Origin of the sequence: Clostridium sardiniense (genome assembly GCF_050584765.1) — a bacterium.
Classification (GTDB): domain Bacteria; phylum Bacillota; class Clostridia; order Clostridiales; family Clostridiaceae; genus Clostridium; species Clostridium sardiniense_A.
In genome coordinates this window covers 1,814,083-1,837,906 of the sequence record NZ_JBNOOR010000001.1, presented here as the reverse complement: position 1 = coordinate 1,837,906, position 23,824 = coordinate 1,814,083, and the positions used below count along the sequence as shown (strand labels likewise).

At 28.1% G+C, this 23,824-nt stretch carries 22 protein-coding genes and 1 riboswitch; of the genes, 18 read left to right on the top strand and 4 right to left on the bottom strand.

What is annotated here, in order from left to right:
- The first annotated feature begins 3 nt into the window (after positions 1 to 3).
- From hydF to ACQPUW_RS09050, 6 genes are all read left to right on the top strand, one after another.
- Positions 4 to 1,191 (top strand): [FeFe] hydrogenase H-cluster maturation GTPase HydF, encoded by a 1,188-nt coding sequence (gene hydF / locus ACQPUW_RS09075; protein ID WP_430837117.1) that lies wholly within the window; start codon positions 4 to 6, stop codon positions 1,189 to 1,191.
- Positions 1,192 to 1,244: 53 nt separating this feature from the next.
- A riboswitch (TPP riboswitch) is annotated at positions 1,245 to 1,354 on the top strand.
- Between the two features lie 144 nt (positions 1,355 to 1,498).
- A complete protein-coding gene (gene tenA / locus ACQPUW_RS09070) occupies positions 1,499 to 2,164 on the top strand; it encodes a thiaminase II (RefSeq protein ID WP_430837116.1) in 666 nt (221 codons plus the stop codon).
- 2 nt (positions 2,165 to 2,166) lie between these two features.
- Positions 2,167 to 2,769 (top strand): energy-coupled thiamine transporter ThiT, encoded by a 603-nt coding sequence (gene thiT / locus ACQPUW_RS09065; RefSeq protein ID WP_430837115.1) that lies wholly within the window; start codon positions 2,167 to 2,169, stop codon positions 2,767 to 2,769.
- Positions 2,770 to 2,882: 113 nt separating this feature from the next.
- Complete coding sequence (locus ACQPUW_RS09060) at positions 2,883 to 4,313, top strand: DEAD/DEAH box helicase (RefSeq protein ID WP_430837114.1); 1,431 nt, start codon at positions 2,883 to 2,885, stop codon at positions 4,311 to 4,313.
- Positions 4,314 to 4,522: 209 nt separating this feature from the next.
- Positions 4,523 to 5,635: an iron-containing alcohol dehydrogenase family protein gene (locus tag ACQPUW_RS09055; RefSeq protein WP_430837113.1), complete on the top strand. Its 1,113-nt coding sequence runs from the start codon at positions 4,523 to 4,525 to the stop codon at positions 5,633 to 5,635.
- 49 nt (positions 5,636 to 5,684) lie between these two features.
- Positions 5,685 to 6,101 (top strand): DUF3785 family protein, encoded by a 417-nt coding sequence (locus ACQPUW_RS09050; RefSeq protein WP_430837112.1) that lies wholly within the window; start codon positions 5,685 to 5,687, stop codon positions 6,099 to 6,101.
- A gap of 42 nt (positions 6,102 to 6,143) precedes the next feature.
- Here the strand turns inward: ACQPUW_RS09050 and ytaF are convergent, their stop codons facing one another.
- Both ytaF and ACQPUW_RS09040 read right to left on the bottom strand, forming a co-directional pair.
- On the bottom strand, positions 6,144 to 6,764 hold the full coding sequence (gene ytaF / locus ACQPUW_RS09045) for a sporulation membrane protein YtaF (protein WP_430837111.1): 621 nt from the start codon (positions 6,762 to 6,764) through the stop codon (positions 6,144 to 6,146).
- 193 nt (positions 6,765 to 6,957) lie between these two features.
- Positions 6,958 to 9,381 (bottom strand): hypothetical protein, encoded by a 2,424-nt coding sequence (locus tag ACQPUW_RS09040; protein ID WP_430837110.1) that lies wholly within the window; start codon positions 9,379 to 9,381, stop codon positions 6,958 to 6,960.
- Between the two features lie 165 nt (positions 9,382 to 9,546).
- Between ACQPUW_RS09040 and ACQPUW_RS09035 the strand changes: the two genes are divergently transcribed.
- The 5 genes from ACQPUW_RS09035 (at position 9,547) to ACQPUW_RS09015 (ending at position 15,155) form a co-directional block, all read left to right on the top strand.
- The gene (locus ACQPUW_RS09035) at positions 9,547 to 10,101 is read left to right on the top strand and encodes a TVP38/TMEM64 family protein (RefSeq protein WP_430837109.1); all 555 of its coding nucleotides are present in this window, start codon (positions 9,547 to 9,549) and stop codon (positions 10,099 to 10,101) included.
- 51 nt (positions 10,102 to 10,152) lie between these two features.
- Positions 10,153 to 10,968 carry a sugar-phosphatase gene (gene yidA, locus ACQPUW_RS09030; RefSeq protein WP_430837108.1) on the top strand — a complete coding sequence of 272 codons (816 nt, stop codon included), beginning with the start codon at positions 10,153 to 10,155 and terminating at the stop codon, positions 10,966 to 10,968.
- 635 nt (positions 10,969 to 11,603) lie between these two features.
- A complete protein-coding gene (locus ACQPUW_RS09025; protein WP_430837107.1) occupies positions 11,604 to 12,956 on the top strand; it encodes a sodium-dependent transporter in 1,353 nt (450 codons plus the stop codon).
- An 83-nt stretch (positions 12,957 to 13,039) separates the two neighbouring features.
- Positions 13,040 to 13,744, top strand: coding sequence for a response regulator transcription factor (locus ACQPUW_RS09020; protein WP_430837106.1), 705 nt, complete (start codon positions 13,040 to 13,042; stop codon positions 13,742 to 13,744).
- On the top strand, positions 13,731 to 15,155 hold the full coding sequence (locus ACQPUW_RS09015; protein WP_430837303.1) for an ATP-binding protein: 1,425 nt from the start codon (positions 13,731 to 13,733) through the stop codon (positions 15,153 to 15,155). The genes ACQPUW_RS09020 and ACQPUW_RS09015 overlap by 14 nt, the downstream gene beginning before the upstream one ends.
- A 7-nt stretch (positions 15,156 to 15,162) precedes the next feature.
- Here the strand turns inward: ACQPUW_RS09015 and ACQPUW_RS09010 are convergent, their stop codons facing one another.
- Both ACQPUW_RS09010 and ACQPUW_RS09005 read right to left on the bottom strand, forming a co-directional pair.
- A complete protein-coding gene (locus ACQPUW_RS09010; RefSeq protein WP_430837105.1) occupies positions 15,163 to 16,647 on the bottom strand; it encodes a phytoene desaturase family protein in 1,485 nt (494 codons plus the stop codon).
- A 1-nt stretch (position 16,648) separates the two neighbouring features.
- Positions 16,649 to 17,290 carry an undecaprenyl diphosphate synthase family protein gene (locus ACQPUW_RS09005; protein ID WP_430837104.1) on the bottom strand — a complete coding sequence of 214 codons (642 nt, stop codon included), beginning with the start codon at positions 17,288 to 17,290 and terminating at the stop codon, positions 16,649 to 16,651.
- Positions 17,291 to 17,432: 142 nt separating this feature from the next.
- Here ACQPUW_RS09005 and ACQPUW_RS09000 point away from each other — a divergent pair, with 142 nt between their 5' ends.
- The 7 genes from ACQPUW_RS09000 to ACQPUW_RS08970 all read left to right on the top strand — a co-directional run bounded on the left by ACQPUW_RS09000 (position 17,433) and on the right by ACQPUW_RS08970 (position 23,815).
- Positions 17,433 to 18,116, top strand: a complete 684-nt coding sequence (locus tag ACQPUW_RS09000; RefSeq protein ID WP_430837103.1) for a Crp/Fnr family transcriptional regulator — start codon at positions 17,433 to 17,435, stop codon at positions 18,114 to 18,116.
- Positions 18,117 to 18,169: 53 nt separating this feature from the next.
- On the top strand, positions 18,170 to 18,943 hold the full coding sequence (locus tag ACQPUW_RS08995) for a formate/nitrite transporter family protein (protein ID WP_430837102.1): 774 nt from the start codon (positions 18,170 to 18,172) through the stop codon (positions 18,941 to 18,943).
- A gap of 13 nt (positions 18,944 to 18,956) precedes the next feature.
- Entirely contained in the window at positions 18,957 to 19,976 is a 1,020-nt protein-coding gene (gene asrA / locus ACQPUW_RS08990) for an anaerobic sulfite reductase subunit AsrA (protein ID WP_430837101.1), read from the top strand.
- Complete coding sequence (gene asrB, locus ACQPUW_RS08985; RefSeq protein ID WP_430837100.1) at positions 19,966 to 20,760, top strand: anaerobic sulfite reductase subunit AsrB; 795 nt, start codon at positions 19,966 to 19,968, stop codon at positions 20,758 to 20,760. The genes asrA and asrB overlap by 11 nt, the downstream gene beginning before the upstream one ends.
- Positions 20,761 to 20,775: 15 nt before the next feature.
- On the top strand, positions 20,776 to 21,747 hold the full coding sequence (asrC, locus tag ACQPUW_RS08980; protein ID WP_430837099.1) for a sulfite reductase subunit C: 972 nt from the start codon (positions 20,776 to 20,778) through the stop codon (positions 21,745 to 21,747).
- Positions 21,748 to 21,986: 239 nt separating this feature from the next.
- Positions 21,987 to 23,186, top strand: coding sequence for a glutamyl-tRNA reductase (gene hemA / locus ACQPUW_RS08975; protein WP_430837098.1), 1,200 nt, complete (start codon positions 21,987 to 21,989; stop codon positions 23,184 to 23,186).
- Positions 23,144 to 23,815 carry an NAD(P)-dependent oxidoreductase gene (locus ACQPUW_RS08970; protein WP_430837097.1) on the top strand — a complete coding sequence of 224 codons (672 nt, stop codon included), beginning with the start codon at positions 23,144 to 23,146 and terminating at the stop codon, positions 23,813 to 23,815. The genes hemA and ACQPUW_RS08970 overlap by 43 nt, the downstream gene beginning before the upstream one ends.
- Positions 23,816 to 23,824: the final 9 nt, after the last annotated feature.

The following is a 23,824-nucleotide window of genomic DNA, read 5'->3' as shown; positions in this document are numbered from 1 at the left end:
TGTATGAATAATACACCAAACTCAAACAGAAAACATATTGCTATTTTTGGGAATACTAATAGTGGAAAATCCTCATTAATGAATAAGATACTAGGACAAGAAATGTCTCTAGTATCTGAGGTAGAAGGAACTACAACAGATCCAGTTCAAAAGGCTATGGAACTTATACCTGTTGGACCAGTACTTTTAATAGATACAGCAGGACTTGAAGATAAATCAGAGCTTGGTAAGCTTAGAATTGAAAAAACAATGGAAGTACTTAAAAAGACAGATGTTGCGATTTTTGTGCTTGATGCATCAAGTCCTGACTTTGAAGCTTTTGATAGATGGAAGATAGAAGCCTTAAAATATAATATTCCATTTGTTGTTGTTGCAAATAAGTCAGAAGTTGCAAATAAAGAAATTGTTGAGACATTAAGAGATAAAAATTCTAATGTAATATGTACATCTACAGTAACAGATATAGGAATAGATGATCTTAAAGAGGAATTAATAAAAATCTTAGAAAAAGAAGATGATGAAAAATCCTTAATTGGAGATTTAGTACCTTACAATGGAAAAGTAGTTTTAGTAGTTCCTATAGATTCAGAAGCTCCAAAGGGAAGACTTATCTTGCCACAAGTTCAAGTAATAAGAGATTGCTTAGATAATGGAATTAAGAGCTATGTAGTTCGTGATACAGAACTTAAAGAGGCATTAGAAGATTTAAAAGATGTAGATTTAGTAGTAACTGACTCACAAGCTTTTAAAAAGGTTAGTCAAATAGTGCCAGAGAATATTAGACTTACAAGTTTCTCTATACTTTTTGCAAGACAAAAGGGAGATTTAAATGCCTTTATTGAAGGTGTAAATAAGGTTAGGAATTTAAAACCTAATGATAATATATTAATATCAGAAAGCTGTACACATAATGTTTCACATGAAGATATAGGAAGAGTTAAAATTCCAAAGCTTTTAGAAAAATATGTTGGAGGAAAGCTTAATTTTGAATTTAGAGTAGGTCATGATTTTCCGGAAAATATAGAAAAGTATGATTTGATAATTCATTGTGGTGCTTGTATGATAAATAGAAAAACTGTTTTAAATAGAGTAAAATCTTGTAATGATAAACAGATACCAATAACTAATTACGGTGTTATACTTGCATTTTTAACTGGTATATTAGATAGGTCTACAGATAACTTAATTTAAACTTTAAAACATAAGTTTAAATTTATAAAAAAATGGTGTATAATAAAAAAGAATTAAATAGCTAGGGGTGCTTTTAAAAAAGCTGAGAGATAGTTAGAAATTACTATTAACCCTTTAACCTGATATGGATAATGCCAACGTAGGGAAGCAAGAATATAGTTACTTTTATATATCGTAATTTATGGCTTTCTGTGTGTTTCACATAGAAAGCCTTTTAGTTTATTAAATATAAAGAGTATTAATTTCCTAAAATTGCATTAGCATTTTAGAAAGTTAATACTCTTTTTTTATTAAAAGGAGTGAGAAAATGAAATTTACAGATTATTTATTTGAAGAAGCAAAAGATATATTTAATGGATACTTAGAGCATCCGTTTGTAAAGGAACTTGGTGAAGGTATTTTAGAGAAAGAAAAGTTTAAAGATTATTTAATTCAAGACTATTTATATCTTAAAGAATATGCAAAAGTATTTTGCGTTGGAGTAGTTAAAGCAGAAACTATGGAAGAGATGAAATTTTTTTATGATTCTATAAAAGGAACTATGGAAGATGAAACAGCTGTACATATAAAATATCTAGAAGAGTTTGGAGTAAGTCCAAAAGAAGCAGAAAATAGTAAAATAAATTTAACTAATTCAAGCTATACTAGCTATATGCTAGGACAAGCCTTAACAGGTGATATATACGATATAATAGCAGCTGTGCTTCCTTGTACATGGAGTTACAATTATATAGGTCATGAACTTTATAAAAGGTATAATGATAAATTAGAAAATAATTTTTATAAGCCATGGATAGAAGTTTACGTTGATAATGGATATGATGAATTCACAAAAGAATGGTTAGATTATACAAACAGAATGTGCCAAGATTTAAGCGATGATAAAAAGAAAAAATTAAAGGATATATTTATAAAGTCAAGTATTTATGAAATGAAGTTTTGGGATATGGCATATAAAGTGGAAAGGGATTAGATATGATAGTTAATATAATAATAGTTCTTTTCACTGTTTATATGTTTGTATTATATGGAATTAGTTTAAAAAAGAATCCATTAAGTACAAAAAAATTAGTAGCAATAGGTATGTATTCTGCAATAGCATTTTTATTATATTTAATACATTTTATAAGCTATCCTCAAGGGGGAGGAATAACATTATTTTCAATGCTTCCAATAATGTTATTATCAATCTTTTATGGACCAACTACAGGTGTCACAGGTGGATTGGTTTTTGGACTTCTTAAATTATTAAATGGAGCCTTTATAGTGCATCCAGTACAGTTTCTATTAGATTACATACTTGCCAATATGGCACTTGGCCTCGCTGGAGCCTTTGGAACTAACACTAGGCTTAAGACAAATATAGGTGCACTTATAGCTGTATCATTAAGTGTTTTTGTATCAATAGTATCAGGTGTTGTATTTTTTGCCCAATATGCACCAACTGGAATGAATATATGGATATACTCATGTATATATAATATAAGTAGTGCAGGAGTAGAAGGTATACTTAGTATTATCTTTATGAACTTTCTTCCATTAATAAAATTAAAAAAATTAGCACTTAAACAAAGTTAGTGAAAAAAGCTATTTAATTCAAATTAAAGTGGTCAAATGACCACTTTTTTTGTTTATGAATAAAATTTTATGTTATAGTAAATAAGTAAAATAAAAAGTTATGGAGAAAAGATATGAAAAACGAATTTGATAAATTTAATTTAAGCAAAGAAATAATAAATTCATTAAGTGATTTAGGATATAAAAAGCCAACAGAGGTTCAAGATCTTGTAATAAAAGATGCACTTTTAAATAAGGATTTAATAGTTAAGGCGCAAACAGGAAGTGGTAAAACAGCTGCATTTGGTATACCATTATGCGAGAAAATAGATTGGGAAGAAAATACTCCTCAAGTACTTATACTTGCACCAACTAGAGAGCTTGCTATGCAGATTAAAGATGATATTATAAATATTGGAAGATATAAAAGAATTAAAGCTATAGCATTGGTTGGAAAAGAATCTTTTAAAGAACAAGAAAAATCTTTAAAGGGAAAGGTACATGTAGTTGTAGGGACTCCTGGTAGAGTATTAGATCATTTAGATAATGGTAATCTAAATGGAAAGGCATTTAATTATTTAGTTATAGATGAAGCTGATGAAATGTTTAATATGGGATTTATAGGTCAAGTAGAAGGTATATGTAGAAGAATAACTAGAAAGAGAGTTACTATGTTATTTTCAGCTACTATGCCAGAGAAAATTAATGAATTAAGTAATAAGCATATGGATAGACCTATAGAAATAAAAGTAAAGGCACAGAGTTTAATAACTGATAGAATAACTCATGGATTAATTAGGGTAGAAGGAAAAGATAAATTAAGTAAGGTAAATGATATTTTATTAAAGGAAGGTCCAGAAACTGCAATAATGTTTTGTAGGACTAAAGATAATGTAGAAACTGCTTTTAAGTATTTTAATGATAAGGGATATTCAGTTGATAAAATTCATGGTGATATGCTTCAAAAAGATAGAACAAAGAAGATGAATGAATTTAAAGAAGGAAAGTTTAGAATACTTATAGCCACAGATATAGCAGCTAGAGGAATAGATGTAGATAATATAACACATGTAATTAACATAGATATTCCAGTTGAGAAGGAAGCTTATGTTCATAGAATAGGAAGAACAGGAAGAGCTGGAACATCAGGTAAATCTATAACATTTATAACATCTTATGAAAATAAATATCTAGATAGAATAGAAGAGTATATAGGTTTTAAGATAAATGATTATAGTGAAGTAGAGGAGAATTTTAATATAAAGGATAGAGAAAATTTATTAAGAAGCAAACCTACTATAAAAAAGAGTACTAAAAAAATAACAAAAAATATTACAAAGATATATCTAAATGGTGGTAAGAAGAAAAAAATTAGAGTTATAGATATTGTTGGTACTATAGTGAGCATTGAAGGAATTGATAAAGAAGATATAGGAATAATTGATGTAAAAGATATGGGATCAACTGTTGAGATATTAAATAATAAAGGAAGAAAAGTGTTAGATGCTTTAAAAACAAAGACTATTAAAGGAAAGACACTTAGAGCTGAAATAGCTAAAAAATAATTAATAAATTTAGTGCTGTAGAGTTTAAATTGCTCTGCAGCTTTTTTATTATATATTTTTATGATTTTAAATAATATACAATTTGTGGATATTTTATATTTAATCATATTAATAGTATAGTTAAAATAATATATAGTATTGGGTATTTTATACAAACATGTTAAAATAAAGATTATAAATGCAAGAGATTTAAATATGGAGGGGTAATTTTGAAGTTTAATTTAAAAGTTCCAACAGAAGTCTTGTTTGGAGAAAATATAATAAAAAATAATTGTAACAAATTTAATAAAATAGGTGATAGAGCTTTAATAGTAATGGGAGGAAAATCAGCTAAATTAAATGGAGCTTTAAGTGATATATTAACAGCACTTGATACTTGTGATAAAGAATATTATATTTTTGATAAGGTTGAGGAAAATCCATCACTTGAGACAATTGAAGCTGGAAGTAAACTAGGTAAAGCCATAAAAGCAGATTTTGTAATTGGAATTGGCGGAGGCTCGCCTTTAGATGCTGCTAAAGCTATATCATTAATGATTAATAATCCAAAGTTAACAAAGGAAAGTATATTTAGTCAAAAAAATCTTGAAGGAATTCCAGTTATAGCAGTTCCAACTACAGCAGGAACAGGCAGTGAAGTAACGCAATATGCTATAGTCACAGATCATATAGGAAAAGTTAAGAGGAATTTAGGACAAACAATATATCCAAAGATGGCATTTATTGATTCAAGGTATACAGAAAAACTAAATATTCCTATGACAAGAAATACAGCTATGGATGCATTCTCGCATATTGTTGAGGGGTATTTAAATAGCAATGCTACAGAATATACAGATAAGTTATCACAAGAGGCTTTAAAGGTATGGGGAGAAGCTTTAGATGGGCTTTTAAAAGGAAGTTTAACTAAAGAAGATAGAAATAACCTTATGATGTCATCAACTTTAGCTGGGGTGATAATATCTAAAAATGGTACATCTATACCGCATGGGATGGGATATGCACTAACATATCATAAGGGAGTTCCACATGGATTAGCTAATGGCTGTTTATATAATGAATATTTAGATAGTTTTAAAAATAAGAAAAAGGTTAATAATATAGTTAATATATTAGGTTTTTCATCTCTTAAAGATTTAAAGAAAGTGATAACTAAATTGTCACAAATTAATTTATCAATTACAGAAGAAGAAGCTAAAAAATATACAGATGATATATGGAATAATAAAGAAAAACTTAAAAATCATCCAGAAGATATAAGTTATGATGAGTTATATAATATTTATTATAAGAGTTTAGTTAAGAATGATAATATGCAGTAAATATTATATGGTATAATATTATAAATACTAATAGAAAAGAGGTATATAAATGAAATACAGTTTTAAATATGAAGATAAGACATATGATTTAGATGAAAGCAATCTTATAGAAATAATTAATGATGAAGAAAATCCTATAAAGGATATAGACATAGAGAGAATATTAAAGCTTTTAAATGAAGGTGAAGAGATAGCTTTTGATAAAGCATATTATAGTAGTCCATGTGAAGAGTGTAATGCTAATTTTAAGGAAAAGAAAAGCATAAGTGAATATTTAGAATATTACTTCTACATTTATACAAAGGATGGAAATTATGTTATAAGTGATATATCAAAAGAATATGAAAATCTAACATTTAATAGATTAGAGTTAGAAGGAAAAGTAGATGATAGCTATATAGTTACAGTTATTGTTTGCACAAATTGTTCTAAGTATTTAGTTCAAATTGAAGAATTAGAAGTATAAAAAATGAGGTTATCTTATATGATAGCCTCTTTTTTAGTGAGATTATAGTTTTAAAAATGCAATTAATAATAAACATATTCCTGAAAGCCATGATAGATTTTTATTTGAGTTTTCAGGCAATAACTTTTTACCTACAAAGGAACCAAGTTTTATTGAACATATTCCAAAAATAAAACAGAATAATATCATAAGTATTGGATTTATATTAATAAAACTAGCACCAAATCCAACGGCTAAGCTATCTATAGAAAGTGCAATAGCTAGATAAATAGATTCTTTTAATGATATAATTTTTGATTCATCAAAATCTGCTTTTGTTTCATCTATATACACTTGAAGTGCAAAGCTAAAGTCGAATAATTTAAATGTTAATGGCTCTTTACTCTTTGAGAATTTCCCCATGTATTTCTTAAAGAACCCCTCGAATAATTTATAAATACCTAAGATTATAAATATTCCAAAACTTATATACTTAGGTAGATATGCAGGCATTATATTCTCCAGATAATTTCCTAGAGTCAGAGAGAAAGTTAAAATTAAACAGGATACTATATTTATAATAATTACATAAAGATTAGGAATCTTAATTTTATCTGCACTATATGCAATACTTGCAACAAATGAATCTATTACAAGAGAAAAAACTAATATTAGAGCTTCCATAAATTCACCTCAAAAAACTCTTTGTCATACTATCTTATGACAAATACAGACAAAAAGTGAGTGAAGTAAAGAGTTATATGGATAAAGTTTAAAATAATTAAGCCTATAAGAGCTAAGTATCTCCTATAGGCTTAATAACTATAATAAAATATTAGTTTTAATATAGTTATCTTTTATAATTGTACAGTTATTTCTATTGGATATCAGCTTTGAATGGAGTAATAGGATTTCCTTTAGCATCTTTAGTTAAAAGCTTATCTTGTTCTTTAGTTGTTGAAACAGAAAGTGGTATACTTGATAAATTTAAAGTATTAGATTCTACAGTTAATAAGATAGTCTTAGTATCACTACCAGAAAGTTCAGCCTTTGATAATACCATAAATTTATTATCATCTTCATTGGCTGTTCTTACAGCAAAGTCAGAAAGTGTAACAGAATCTTTATTTATCTCATTATCAAATAATAGTCCTATAGTAAGTGTAACGAAAGGGGTCCCAGTTGTTTGTGATTCTCTATAGGCTCTAACAAGTCTAGCTGATAACATATTTGATGTAATAGTATTACAAGTAGCTGAAGCTTTGATTTTCTTTCCAAATATATCTGTAGTAGTAACTGTATCTGTTGTTGTCATATCTAAAGTAGTAATAGATGATTCAAAAGTTCTGCTTGGGAATGTAAATGTAAGATTTTTATAATCATCTGATAAAACAACAGAAATAGGAGTTGTAGTATTGGAGTTTTTAGTAAATTTAAAGTCAGCAGGTGAAAGCATTGAAGGATTAAACATAAATTCACTAGAAGTACTAGCTGTAAATTTTAGTGAACTATCTGATAAAATGCTCATGGAACCTCCAGCAATATCAAGTTCTGGAACTAGTGCTGTAACCCTACTTTCTTTACATATAGGGAATATATTACCTGATTGATTAGTTACATATATAATATCTCTAAGTCTTGCATATCCTATATTAATTGCACTTGTATTTACAGTTGCATCAAATTTACTAGATAAATTTATCCTCATCCATTTATTTGAATTTAATGAATCAATTTTAATAGATTCACTTAGAGGAATTGGATCAGTAGTGCCTGGAGTTTCAATTAATCTATAATTAGTAGCTACATTTGCTCCATGTTGATCACTTACGTTCATTATTCCATCAAACATTACTAAAATTACATCTTTATCAGAATCAGGCATTAATATTTTTTCAACTGTTGGAACTGTTAAGTCGACTATATCAAATGTTTTGCATACATCAACTATAGGAATTCCAAAGATATCAGTTACATTTGAAACACATAGAGTATAATTTCCAGCAGGTAGTTTAGCAGTTTCTATAACAAATTCGTTTGTAGGGTCAGTTGAATTGTTTACAGAAGTTATTGTTATAGGATCTGTAAGTGATGTATTATTTAGGACGTAGTTACCTATATTTTTAGCTGAAGTAGTATTCATATTCCAAGAATATTTAAGATTTATTTTAGTTGTAGCTGAAGTAGGATTAGAAGTATCTTGTGATATAGAATCAAGAGTTGGTGGAACAGCAATAATAGTTGCAGTTAAAGGAACAGCTTTTGTTGTAAAACCTGAGGCATCAGTTATTGGACTTACTACGAGTTCAACATCAGTACCAGCTGTAAGTGGAGTTGTAGATTTTAGTGTATATTTTAAGCTCTTTTTATCAGACCCAACTCTTTCTCGAGAATCTATCTCTTTAGAAACTCCATTGCACATTACATATCCAATATTTGAACCATCTGCAGCTGTAACATCTTCTTTTCTTAATAGGACTTCTTTGTCAAAATTTACTATGAACTCGGTTAAAGAAATAGGTATAATACTAACTGCTTTTGCAGGATATTGCTCACTTCTTAAACTGAATGGTTTTTCCATTATAGGTATTTCACGTTCTTCTTTAGAATAGTCAACTAATATAAAATTCTTATTTGTAACATTTGAACCTTGAAGTCTAGTATAGTTTATAGTTAAGCTGTGGGTATCTCCTATAGGAAGATTTTTTATATTTGATTGTATTTCAATAGATTTTTGATCAGGACTTACTGTTGCAGTGAATAGTTTTTCGTCAGCATCAATAGTAAAGTATCCTTTCCAGTCAATTGCATCGCCAGCATTAGGTTGGGTAGTCGCTCCTATAACATCTCTATTAAAGTATATTGAATAGAAGTTATTTAAATTTTTAGTTCCATTCGGCTCTAATTTAGCAAGATTTTTTACTGGGTAAGGAAATACTACTTCTATTATACGATTACCATAAGTTCGTACATCTGCATTTATAATAGCAGGAAAATCTTCAACTAATATAGTTTGATCTAATAAGTTTACACCATTATCTGATACTACCACTTTGTAAGATTTATTAACTTCTAGAAGAGTAGAATCATCAAATAGTATAGTTCTTACATTTTCGGAATTATTAAGAGAGCTTTTAAATATTGAAAATTTTAATTCCGTATTAGGATTTTCGATTGAAGAAACAGCTACCTTGATTGTGTTTGTGAAATCTGAAGCTAACTCCATATCAAAGCTTTTAGGATTAATGTTAGATATTGAATTTGATTTATTAGATATTGAATTTGATTTATTAGAGAACATCCAATTACCTCCTGGTTATAATTAATATATTTAATTGGTATTATAAAATTCTTTTATATACTATGAATTAGCACATATTAATGTGAATTCAAAAGAAAATATAAATTAATAGTAGATATGCTTAAATATTTGTCTTATAATAAATAAAAATGAAGGGGATTTTATATGTTTAGTGTAGATGGAGTTTTAAATTTATTAAATAATTATAGTGAAATAGCAATATTGATTAGTATAGTAATTAGTATACTGATAGCTATATCGGGGGTAATACCTTCTGTCTTTGTTACAGGAGCAAATATATTATTTTTTGGACCTGTATGGGGCTTTTTTATATCGCTATTTGGAGAAGTCTTTGGTGGTTGGATTACTTTTAGGTTATATAGAAAGGGATTTAAAAAGAGTTTTAATAATTTTACAGAGAAGCATGAACTTTTAAAAAAAATTGCAGAAAGTAATGGAAATAGAGCAGCATTTTTAATAATTCAAGGTAGAATAATTCCATTTATACCTTCAGGATTCGTAACACTTGCAGCTGCACTTTCTAATATAGATGATTTTAGATATAATATAGCTACATTAGTTGGAAAGATACCATCGATTTTATTAGAAGTTCTTATTAGTTATGAAGTTATTTCACAAGGGGTTAGAGGTATAAAGATTGTTATTACTATTGTTGCAATTTACTTTATCTATAAGATTATTAGAAAAAATAAAGTATGATATAATAAAAATGTTTAAATTACAATATAGAGTTGGGAGAGAGCAAAGAATATGTATAAGTTAATAGCATTAGATATGGATGGTACTCTATTAAATGATGATAAAAAAGTATCAGAAAAAACTAAAGAAGCTTTAAGAAAAGCTAAAGAACTTGGAGTTTATGTTGTACTAGCTTCAGGTAGACCAATAGACGGGTTATTAAAATTTTTGGAAGAGTTAGATCTTTTAGGTGAAGATGATTATGTTCTTAGTTATAATGGATGTTTAGTACAAAAAACTAAGAGTAGAGATGTTGTTTGCGATGTAACTATTAAAGGTAGTGACCTTAAATACCTAAAGAAATTAGCAGATGAAGCAGGATTAAATATACATGCCTTCTCAAAAGAGAAAGGGCTTATAACCCCTAAGGAAAATAAATATACTTCATATGAAGCTCATCATAATGGTATAGACTTTCATATAGATGATTTTAAAGATATAAATGATGATGATGAAATAATAAAAGTAATGATGATTGACGAACCTGAAGTTTTAGATGAAGGAATAAAGAAGTTACCGAAGGAAGTTTATGAAAAATATACTGTTGCAAAGAGTGCACCATTTTTCTTAGAGTTCTTAAATAAAGAATCAGGTAAAGGTATTGGAATTAAACTTTTAGCTGAGCATTTAGGAATAAAGCAAGAAGAAGTAATTACAGTGGGAGATGAAATGAACGATTTCTCAATGATTGAATATGCAGGACTTGGTGTTGCAATGGGTAATGCTTGCGATAATATAAAAGAAATTGCAAATTATATAACTGATACAAATAATAATGACGGTGTAGCTAAAGTTATAGAAGAGTTTATAGTAAAAGAAAGAATATAGTTAAATATATTGAATAAATAAAAGACTCCTAAGTATTTAGGAGTCTTGTTTATTTAGTATGATACAGATAGGCTCAGTTTTTTCTTTCTGCTATATAAATATATTTATTTGAAGGGTGAGTATGAATAGCTCCTCCTTCTAAAACGATTAGAGGATTATTATATAATGAAAAAGAATCTATTAAAGTAAATTAATGGTTATCTATTTAAATGTAAGGACTTCACCACTAAATTTAGTTATAGTATAAAGTATATTTAGTTATGTATGAAATACTCAATATCTAGGCCCTGAATTATTTTAAAGAATTATTTAGAGAATATAGATAAATCTCCAATTGTAAAAGGGATGGGGGAGCACAAATATAATTATAGGGAACTGGTTAAACTACCGAGCTTATCAAAATACTCCCTTTGATGCAAGGAAAATAAATTAATAGATAAAATTAAGAAAATTATATATTAAAGGAAAAACTGTAGAATATAGTATGCAGTTTTTCTTGCTTTTTCTTATAAATTTATTAAAATATTCCTATAACATGAACAAAAGTTAAAATATAATATAAAAAGATTGAAAATATGACAATGATAAGTATATAATCTACTAGTGATAAATTTAGTGAAAATGGAGAGGATAGTGTGGAAGAAAATAGAGAGAAATTCTCGTCAGGATTAGCAGTTTTTTTTGCTACATTAAGTTCATGTGTTGGTTTAGGTAATATATGGATGTTCCCTTATGTTGTAGGGGAAAATGGAGGAGCAACATTTATACTTATTTACTTAGGTTGTGTTTTAATAATAGGGCTTCCAACTCTTATAAGTGAGTTTGCTTTAGGAAGACAAACAAGAAAAAATATTTATGGTGCAGTATCATCTATAACAGATAAAAAAATGTTTAGAGTTATAGGTATATTTGGTGTTACAGCATCATTTTGTATGTTGTTTTTCTATACTGTAGTTACAGGATGGGTATATTCATACGTATTTAAAGCATTAACAGGTGCGTTTAAGGGTGCTGATGCACAACAGGTTGCAGCTATGTTTAACCAAACAAGTTTGGGACCAATAAGTCCAATTTTATGGCAGCTTTTAGCTTTAGTAGTTGGAGGAGTTATTCTTACAATGGGAGTTAAAAGTGGAATAGAAAAATTAACTAAGACATTAATGCCAGTTCTTATAGTATTACTTGCACTATGTGCAATAAGAAGTGTAAGTCTACCAAATGCAATGGGAGGAATAGACTTCTTATTTAAGCCTGATTTTAGTAAAGTTACGTTTAGTGTGTTTTTATCAGCTTTAGGATTAGCTTTCTTTAAATTATCTGTTGGTACAGGATCAATGGTTACATATAGTAGTTATTTTACAGATGATAATAATTTAATAGCTACAGGAGCTAAAGTTGCAGTTGCAGATACATGTGTATCACTAATTGCGGGTATTGCCATATTCCCAGCGGTATTTTCTTTTGGACAAACTCCAGCAAGTGGTCCTGGATTATTATTTAATACAGTACCTTTAATATTTTCAAAAATGCCAGGTGGAACAATACTTGCAGTAGTATTCTTCTTACTTACAGCTATGGCAGCAACAATGGCTATGATATCAATTATGGAAGTTTTAATTGCTACTTTTTCAGAGCAATTTAAAATTGGAAGAGTAAAAGCTATAATAATAAATATAATTATAATACTAATATTTGGATCATTAGCATCATTATCTGCAAATCCAAATGCACCATTAGCTAATGTAACTATATTTGGCTTAACATTCTTTGATTTCTTTAATGCGATTATATCAAATGTATTGTTACCTATTAACGGATTCTTAGTTACTATACTTATGGGGCACGTTATTAGCAATAAAGTTTATACATCTCAATTAACAAACGATGGCACATTAAAGAATGAAAAATTAGTTAATTGTCTTACTTTCTTAGTAAGATATATAACACCAGCATTAATATTAATAGTATTTGTTAAATCTTTCATTTAGAATAGAAAAATATGTTATAATAAAGGAAGTCCAATGTATATTGGGCTTTTTTATTATAAATTTTTACAAGGTAGGGATAAATTTTGAGATACAGTATTTTACTATGCGATGATGAAAAAGAGATATTAGATGTTTTAGAAGTCTATTTATCTAAAGAGGGTTATAAAATTTTAAAGGCAACTAATGGAGTAGAGGCTTTAGAGATATATAAGAATAATGATATAAATATTGCTGTTATAGATATAATGATGCCCAAAATAAATGGAATTAGAGTAGTTAAAGAATTAAGAGAAAATTCAAATATTCCAATAATAATGCTTTCAGCTAAAAGCAGGGATGAAGATAAAATTCTAGGATTAAATATAGGTGCTGATGATTATATAACTAAGCCATTTAATCCTTTGGAGGTAGTTGCAAGAGTTAAAGCGCAGCTTAGAAGAGTTTATAAATTAACAGATGGAGAGGGCGATGGAAAAGAGATTATAAAAATTGGGGAAGTTGAATTAGATAGATATAATGTAAAGGTTCGTTTTAGAGATAAAGAATTAGAGCTTACTTCAATAGAATACAAGATAATTAAATACCTTATGGAAAATGCAGGGAGAATACTTACGAAAAATCAAATATTTGAAGAAGTATGGAATGAGGTATTCTTAGGAGGCGATAACACCATAATGGTTCATATAAGTAGGCTTAGAGAAAAAATTGAAGATAACTCTAAAAAACCTAAATACTTAAAAACAATAAGAGGGCTAGGATATAAATTTGAGAAAAATGTGGATATTTAATAAAAAAAAGAGAAAGGACAAGCTTGTAGTAACTGTTTTTAAAAGATATACAAGTTTTGTTATTATACTTGGATGTATATGTTTAGTATCTTATGCATACCTAGGTATAGAATTATCTAAGGTTATAGATAAAAGTAGTATACCAGTTTTAGATATAATTAATGGGAAATATATAGACTACAACATAATCAATGTTGATGAATTAAAAAAATTAAAAGGCGAGATTGAGATACTAGATTTATCTGGAAATGTAAAAAAAAGAATAGGAGATATATCTGTAAATAAAGATCACTATACAGATAAAGAATTACTTAATATTGCTAGCAAAAAGGAAGTTGGATCATATCAGGTATTTTTAAATAATATTAAAAATGAAAATGGTGAAGAATTTATTACTATATTAAGGCTTCCTAAGGATAAATTCACATTTAATGTTAATCTATTAGAGATGCCTCTTAGTGTTAGTAAACCTTTTTATAAAGAATATGGAAAGGTATTTGCAATAACTGTAGGTATAGCTCTATTTTGTATAATTATATATAGTACATGGACAGCAAGGAAGATTAGTAAGCCATTAAAAGAAATAGATGATACTTTAGTGGATATTATAAATGGTAATTATAATGAACCTCTAACCATAAATGGGGAAGAAGAGTTTCAAGGTGTAAAAGAGACGTTAAATTTTCTAATAGATAAGCTTAAAAAAAGTGAAGAGGAAAATAAGAGGTTAGAAGAAAGTAAGAATAAACTTATGCTTGATTTAGCTCATGATATAAAAACTCCTATGACGACTATTAAAAGCTATTCAATGGCGCTTTATGAAGATATGATAGAAGATGAAAATAAGAGAAAAGAATATTTTAAAACCTTATATAAAAAATCAGAAAGAGTAAGTGAACTTATAGAAGAATTGTTTGAATTCGTAAAATTGAACAATGATAAATTAATAATAAATTTAGAGGATATTGATATAACGGAAGAATTAAGGTTTATTGTATTAGAATTTTACGAAGAAATAGAAAATCTTAATATAGAGCCTATAATAGATATTCCTGAAGGACCTATATTTTTAAAACTAGATTTAAAATTAATAAGAAGAGGAATAAGTAATATAATAGAAAATTCTATTAAGTATAATGTAAATGCTACATATATAAAAATAGAATTAATAGAAACTAGTGATGATATTGAGATATTGATAAGTGATAATGGTGTAGGAATACCACAAAAAATTAAAGATACATTATTTGATGAATTTGTAAGAGGAGATGAGAGTCGAGGAACTGATGGCGGTACGGGGCTTGGACTTTCCATAAGTAAGAAAGTAATAGAAAAACATAATGGAAAGATATATTTTCTTGATGAAGAGAAAGGTGCTAAATTTAGAATCATATTAAAAAAGCAACAATAATACTTTATTATTGTTGCTTTTTTATATCTTCGTTTATGGTAGAGACTGCTATTTTGCTAGAGTTTAGAACTATAGACACCCCAGCACCAGGATGAGTTGATGCACCTACAAAGTATAAGTTATTTAAGCCTTTTATTTTACATTGAGGTCTAAGAAATAATAAGTTATTAAAGGAATGATTTATTCCATATCCAGCACCAGCATAACTATTAAAAGCATTTAAAAAATCTAGTGGAGTTATATACTTTTCATATTTTATATAATTTTGCAAGTTAGGTATTTTTAGATGTTTTTCTAATGTGTTGATTATACTATTTTTTAATGAGTATATAGTTTTATTATTCCAAACTACATTATTAAAAAGTAAATTAGGAACTCGTAAATTAATAGTTACTAGTTCATAATTACCAGTTTTTTTGATTCTTGTAGGACAATATACATATAGATGAGGATTAGTTTGTAAATCTCCATTAAAAGGTGCTTCTATATTATATTTAAAATTTTCACTTATAATAGAATTATGAATAGATAATTGAGGAAGCTTTTTATCTATGACTAAATGCATTATAAATGATGAACAAGAAAAATCATTAGCAGATTTATATTTATTTTTTATATTAAGTTCTTTTGGAAGTAATCTTTCTAGTGCATAAGGAACATCAGCATTACAAACTACTATATCTGAGAACAATTGTTCATTATTTTTAAGAAGAACACCAATACATGTTTTGTTATTAAAAATAAATTTTGTAACTTCAGAATTTATTTTTATATTTCCACCTCGTTTTTTAAAGATAGATATTAAAGATTTAATATAAGATGATATACCACCTTTAATAAAAAACATACCTGTTGAGTAATTTATTAGAGGAAGGATAGTAAATAAAGATGAAGTATTATACGGAGATACACCCATATACATACTTTGGAATAATAATGAATTTATTAGTAATTCACTTTTTAAATTATCTTTTAAGTATTCATAGGATGTAGAAGCTAAATCTTTATTAATTAATGGTTTAATATTTTTCAATTTTAAGATATTTTTATTAGTAGTTAAAGGTACTTTCAAAAAAATATTATTTATTTCATTAAAATCTATATATGATTTAGATATTAATGATAAATAATTTTTAAAATCTCTATTATCAATATTAGATATAGTTTCTGCAAGCTTTGGAATAGAGGCAGAAAATATATAGTTATTATTATTTTCAAAAAAAACTTTATATAGTGGATCTATCAATGATATATCTATATAATCATGTATATTTTCATTTATATCTTTAAATAGTTCTATGTAAGGATCAAATATTACAGGGATAGTAGCACATAAATCGAATTTAAATCCGTTACAAGATAAATTAGAAGTTTTACCACCTAAAAAAGAGTTCTTTTCTAATAATGTAACATTATATCCTTCATTTTGAAGGCGGAGAGCTGCAGATAAGCCCCCTATTCCGCTTCCAACTACTAAAATATTTTTATTCATTTTAACCTCCAAGTGTTACATCTTGCTTATCATACCAAGATAAGGCATCAAAAAGATCTGTTTCTTTAAAGTTAGGCCAAAATTCATCAATAACATAAAAATCAGAATAAACAGATTGTACTGGTAAGAATCCACTTAATCTTCGTCTTCCACCCCAGCGTATTATTAAATCTATACGAGAGATATCCGTAGATTGAATTGAATTAGAAATATTTTTCTTAAGATCAGCACTTTTCTTAAGAGAATATAAATCCCACTCCCAACCATAGTTTATAAGGAAATTAACTTTAACTCCGCCTTCTCCAATTTTCTTTCTAGAGGTATACTTAAGTAATTCTTTAGGAAAATTTTTAGATTCTGCATTTCCCATAACTAATATTTCACAGTTTTCCTTCTCAAGAAGCTTTACTGATTCAATACATGCATTAGTAAAAGCATCCTTTTGTACTGAAGGCCTTTTTGTGTTATCTATTGTAAATCCATAGAAGGTTAATTCTTTAATGCCTAAGTTTTGACACTGTTTAAATAATATAAGTCCAGGTAATATACCACTGGAATATCCTTTATCTTTAGTTAAACCAAGAGATACTGCATACCTTCTATTACCATCGGGAATTATACCAATATGATTTGGAATTCTCATACTTTTTTCCTCCTTAAAATTTTAATTATTTTTATTCTTTCCATAATAACAAAAAATATCCAATGATAAATTGAGAAAAGTGTTGAATTTGTTATAGAATCTAAGTATAGTAATAAAGAAATGGACGTTTACGGGTGATATTATGATAATTTTAAATGAACTAAAACAATGCAAAACATTCCAAAATATATCAGATAAAACTTTAGAGAAGTTATGTTTGATTGGAGAAAAAACAGCTTTTAGAAAAGGGCAACATATATTTAGGGATAAAGACTTTATAGATAGTATCTATGTAGTCTACAGTGGAAAAGTATCTTTATACAAATTAAATGAAGCTGCTCATAAGAAAGTTATATTTATCTTAGGTGAAGGGAATATAGTAAATGAAGTTGTCTTAGAAAAGATGAAAGCATCTATTAGTTGTGAAATGTTTGACGATGGAGAACTCTTTGTCTTTGATAGAAATAAATTTATAAGGATTATGAGTGAAGATTTTGAACTTACAAAGCAGGTTATAGGTACGTTATCTTTAAAGGTAAGAAGATTATATAGACAAATGAAGAATTCAACTCCTTTAAAAATAGAAAAAAGACTTGCAGCAAAGCTTTGGAAGTTAGCTAAGGATTACGGTGTAGAGGAAGATGGAGAAACAATAATAAATTTAAAAATAAGCATAACATATCTTTCAGATATGTTTGGAATGCCAAGAGAAACCATCTCAAGAGCACTTAAAATTTTAGAGAAAGAAGGACTTATAAGAAAAGATAAAAGAAAATTTATAGTAAAAGATAAAGAAAAACTATCAAATTATTTTAAAAGTTTGTGATAATTATCACAGATGTTAAACCAGAAAGGGAATATAATAAGGGGGAATCAACAATGTATGGAGAAGATTTTGGTAGGCTAATAGCACTATCTAGAAAAAAAACTAATTTTTTAGAGGATAACAAGAAAGGTTATATAATAAGTGCTATGCATGCAGGTCTTTTTGTGGGATTTGGAATAATGCTCGCTTACACTGTGGGTGGAACATTAAATGAAGCTGGATCAGAATTTACTAAAATAGTTATGGGACTATCATTTTCAGTTGCATTATCATTAGTTATTTTTGCAGGAGCAGAGCTCTTTACAAGTAACAGTCTAGTTATGGCTTCAGGGTATTTAGGAGAAGAAGTTAAAGTCAAGGATGTACTTAAAATATGGAGTATAAGTTATATAGGAAACTTCATAGGATCGATTTTAGCAGCTTTTCTTTATTATGCTTCTGGACTGTGGAGAGGCACTGCAGGTGATTATATGGCAAGTTATGCTATGAATAAGATTAATGTTTTACCTAATGAATTATTTATTAGAGGTATATTATGTAATATACTTGTGTGTTTAGCAGTTTGGTGTGCTTACAAAATGAAAGATGAAACCGCTAAAATATTAATGATGACACTTTGTGTATATGTATTCTTTGCAATTGGCTTTGAACACAGTGTAGCAAATATGACATTATTAGTTATAGGTTATCTACTGCCTCATGGAACAGTTACTCTAGGTGGAATTTTATACAACCTATTGTTTGTTACATTAGGTAATATTGTAGGAGGAGTATTGTTTGTCGCTATCCCATATTATATGATTTCAAGAAATAAAAAAGCTCATTAGGAAGGAGTTTATTATGGGATTTAAAATTAGAACTAAAGATTTAAACAGTGTGTTTGAAAAAATGTCAGGTAGCTATAAGATAGTAGCACCAACAGTTGTAGAAGGTGCTGGAAGATGTTCAGAGACAGATATAGTAAGATATGATGAAGTTAAAAGAGTAGAGGATATAGAATTTAATAGAAAATCAGATTACTCATATAAGGAAGCATTACTTCCTGTAACTCAAACTATATTATTCTTTACACAAGATGAATATAAAGAACCAGCAGTTAATGAAAAGCCTCAAATAATATTTGTAAGAAGCTGTGATTTACATGGTGTAAAGAGAGTAGATGATATATATCTAAGAAATGGATTTGTGGATCCATACTACAAAAAGCTAAGAGAGAGCGTTAAGTTCGTTCTTATAGGATGTGAAAAGAGTTTTGATAACTGCTACTGTGTGGATATGGAAACTAATAAAGCAGATAATTATGATGCGTATTTAAAAGTTTCTGATGGATATGCATATTTAGATATAAAGGATGATGAATTAAAGGAATACTTTAATGAAACTCCTAAAATGGAAATGGAAGTTAATCCAGATTTCGTAACAGAAAATAAAATAAAGGTTAATATACCAGAAAACTTAACATTAGATGTTATGGATTCAAAGATGTGGGACGAGTACTCAGAAAGATGTATAGCTTGTGGAAGATGTAACTTTGTTTGTCCAACATGTACTTGTAATACAATGCAAGATATCTACTACAGTGATAATGAGAATGTAGGAGAAAGAAGAAGAGTTTGGGCTTCATGCCAAGTACCAGGATACACAACAATGGCTGGTGGTCATGAATTTAGGAAAGCTAATGGTCAAAAGATGAGATTTAAGATCATGCATAAAGTTTATGACTATAAAAAGAGATGGGGATATCACATGTGTGTTGGATGTGGAAGATGCGATGATATATGCCCAGAATACATTAGTGTACCAGGATGTATAAACAAACTACAAGATGCAATGGATGAGGTGAATTCAAATGACAAATAATGATTATATACCATTTCCTTCAAAAATATTAGAAGTAATTGAACATACAGATATAGAATATACATTTAGAATGGAATTTGAAGGTGAAGTAAAACCAGGACAATTCTTTGAAGTATCAATACCAAGGTATGGGGAAGCACCAATTTCAGTAAGTGGTATTGGAGAAAACTTTGTTGACTTAACTATAAGAAAAGTTGGTAAAGTTACTAATGAAATATTTAAAAATTATGTTGGAGATAAATTATTTATGAGAGGACCATATGGAAATGGTTTTGACGTAGATATTTATAAAAATAAAGAATTAATAGTAGTGGCTGGTGGTACAGGACTTTCACCAGTAAGAGGAGTAGTTGATTACTTTGCTACTAATACTAATGAAACTAAGGGATTAACTTTAATCACAGGATTTAAGAGCCCTAAAGACATGCTTTTTAAGGAAGATTTAAAGAGTTGGAATGATAAAATGAATTTAATAGTTACAGTTGATTCAGCTGAAGAAGGATATACTGGACACACTGGACTTGTAACTAAGTTTATTCCAGAACTTGATATAAAGGATAAAGAAAATGTTCAAATTATAGTTGTAGGACCACCTATGATGATGAAGTTTACTGTTATGGAATTCTTAAAACTTGGAATCAAAGAAGAAAATATATGGATTTCACAAGAGAGAAAAATGTGTTGTGGATTAGGTAAATGTGGACATTGTAAGATAGATGATACTTACATATGTTTAGATGGACCAGTTTTCAATTATACAAAAGGTAAACTTTTAAGAGATTAGGAGGGAGAAAGACTTATGGATATAAATACAAAGAAACTTAAAAAGAATGCATTTAGAGTAACTAAAAAAAGAGGATATACTGCTTCAAGAGTTAGAGTTCCAGGTGGACATCTAGATGCAAAATATTTAGGTATGATTCAAGAAATAGCAGACAAGTACGGTAATGGAACAGTTCATATAACAACTAGACAAGGATTTGAAATTCCAGATATAAAAATGGAAAACATTCCTGAAGTTAATGAAATGTTACAACCTATAATTGAGGGGTTAGAAATAAACCAAGAAGTACCAGGCGCAGGATATACAGCAGCAGGAACAAGAAATGTATCAGCTTGTATTGGTAATAATGTTTGTCCATTTGCAAACTATAATACTGCAAAATTTGCTAAGAGAATAGAAGATGCAATTTTCCCAAATGATCTTCACTTTAAAGTAGCTCTTACAGGATGTCCAAACGATTGTATAAAGGCAAGAATGCATGATTTTGGAATAATAGGTATGACAGCACCACAATACGATTACTATAGATGTGTAAGTTGTCAAGCTTGTGTTAAGGCTTGCAAGAAGAAGGCAACAGGTGCATTAACTTTTGAAAATTATAAAGTAAAAAGAGATGCTAGCAAGTGTATAGGTTGTGGAGAGTGCGTAATGGCATGTCCTACAAGAGCTTGGACAAGAAGTAAGAAAAAATATTATAGACTTTCTATTATGGGTAGAACTGGTAAGAAAAATCCAAGACTTGGAGAAGATTTCTTAATATGGGTTGATGAAGATAGTATAGTTAAAATCATAGAAAACACTTATAAGTATGTTACTGAGTACATTGATAAAGATGCACCAGGTGGAAAAGAACACATTGGATATATCATAGATAGAACAGGATTTATGGAATGGAAGAAGTGGGCTTTAGAGGGAGTGAATCTTTCAGAGGATGTTATATTAAAAAATAATGTTTACTGGAATGGTATTAAATATCCAAACACTTAAAAAGTATTAATTTTAAATCTCGTATAACTAATAGCTTATATAAAATATAATATAATATTATTTGAATATCACTAGAGTCTGATTTACAATTAAATTTGAAAATCTTTTCTAGTGATATTTTTATTATATAAAAATGAATAGAAGATAATCGTAAATAGTTGTATAATAAAGAGTAAATGGTCGTTTACATAATTAAAGTTTTACGATAATTTTACATAATATTTTAATGGAGTGAGAAGATGATAGCAGTTTTAGGAATACAAAAGAATATTCCATTGCAAATACGAGAAAAATTTTCTATAAAGCCTAAGCTGAGAGAAAAAGCTATGAATGATTTAAAGGAAAGCTTAGATGAAGTTGTTATTTTAAGCACTTGCAATAGAACAGAAATTTACTTTAATCATTCTTTAGAAGAACATGAAGTGTTAAAAATTATTTTTAATTCTTTAGGCTGGGATGAAGAATTAAGAGAGTACATATTTTATATAACAGGTGATAGTGCTGCAAAACATCTATTTAAAGTTATATGTGGCTTTCATTCAAAGATCTTAGGAGAAGATCAAATTTTAGGTCAAGTAAAAGATGCATATATGGAAGCATTAGAAGCTGGTTCAGTTAATTTAGAACTTCAAAGGTTATTTCAAGAGGGAATAACTTGTGGTAAGAAGTTTAGAAATGAAGCAAAACTTTATGAAATACCAGTATCATCTGCATCAATAGCAGTAAATAAAGGGATTAATAGTAAGTCTAAAAGCTTTATGGTACTTGGACATGGAGAAGTTGGGAAGCTTGTTGTTAAGCACTTATTATCTCATAATATAGATAATATTATTATTGCTGTAAGAAATAAGAACTCATTAGATTATAGTGAACATGAAAATATTAAGATAATCGGTTTTGATGAAAGAGCTCAGCATATAAATAAAGTTGACTCAATAATATCATGTACATCAGCTCCACATACTGTAATTTCAAAGAAGGAAATTGAAGAAGAGGGAGAAGAGTTATTAATATTTGACTTGGCACTTCCAAGAGATGTAAGTGAAGATGTTAATGAATTAGATAGGGTTACTGTTTATAATATAGATGAAATTAGTAAGATAGATGATGAAAATAAAGATTTGCGAAAAGATAGAATGAACGAATTTTATTATTTAATAGATGAGTATTTAGATGCTTATAATAAGTGGAGAAGTCTTAGAGAAGTAGCACCGTACATAAAAGATTTTAAAAAGCATGGAGAAGACGTATATATTAAAAGGTATACCACTTTTAAGAATAAAGAAGGTAAGGAAGATAAGCTAGTAAAAATGCTTATGAAAAGTACTTCGGACGCTTATGTAAATAGAGCTATAGAGACTCTAAAAGAAGAAACAATAAGAGGATGTGGCGAGGAATGCATGAGAATCCTAAAGAAGATATTTATAGAGAAAATTTAGAATATATTATGTTATCTCTTTTTTCAAATAAAATAAATGTTTTAATAATTGGAGCTGGAAGAGCCGCGCTTATTAAAGCTAAAACATTTTTATCAAATGGCTGTAATATTAAAATTGTGGCTAAAGATATTAATGAAGAATTTTATAAACTAAGTTGTGAAAAAATTAGCATAATAAAAAGTGAATATGATGAAAAGTTCTTAAAGGGTAATCATATAGTTGTAATTGCAATTGACGATGATAGTATAATAAAAAGTATAATAAAGAGTTGTGAAGCTTTAGATAAAATATATATAGATTGTAAGAACCCTAAAGGTGGCATAGGTGTTATTCCAATGAATATGAGAAGCAAGGAAGTATTTTTAGGAATTAATACTTTAAGAGGAAATCCAAAGGCATCAAGGATGATGGGAGATTATATATTAGATGAAGTTAAAGAATTTGACGACTTTATAAGGATAACATCTATTATAAGAAATAATGTAAAATCTATTAAGAATAAAAAAGATGAGATATTAGACTTTATAATAAGTGATGATTTCAAATATATTATAAGTAAGGGAAAAGAAGAGCTTACCTTAAAGCTTTTTTATGAAGAAGAATTAGTTAATAAATTATTTAAGAATTAGGTAGGGTGA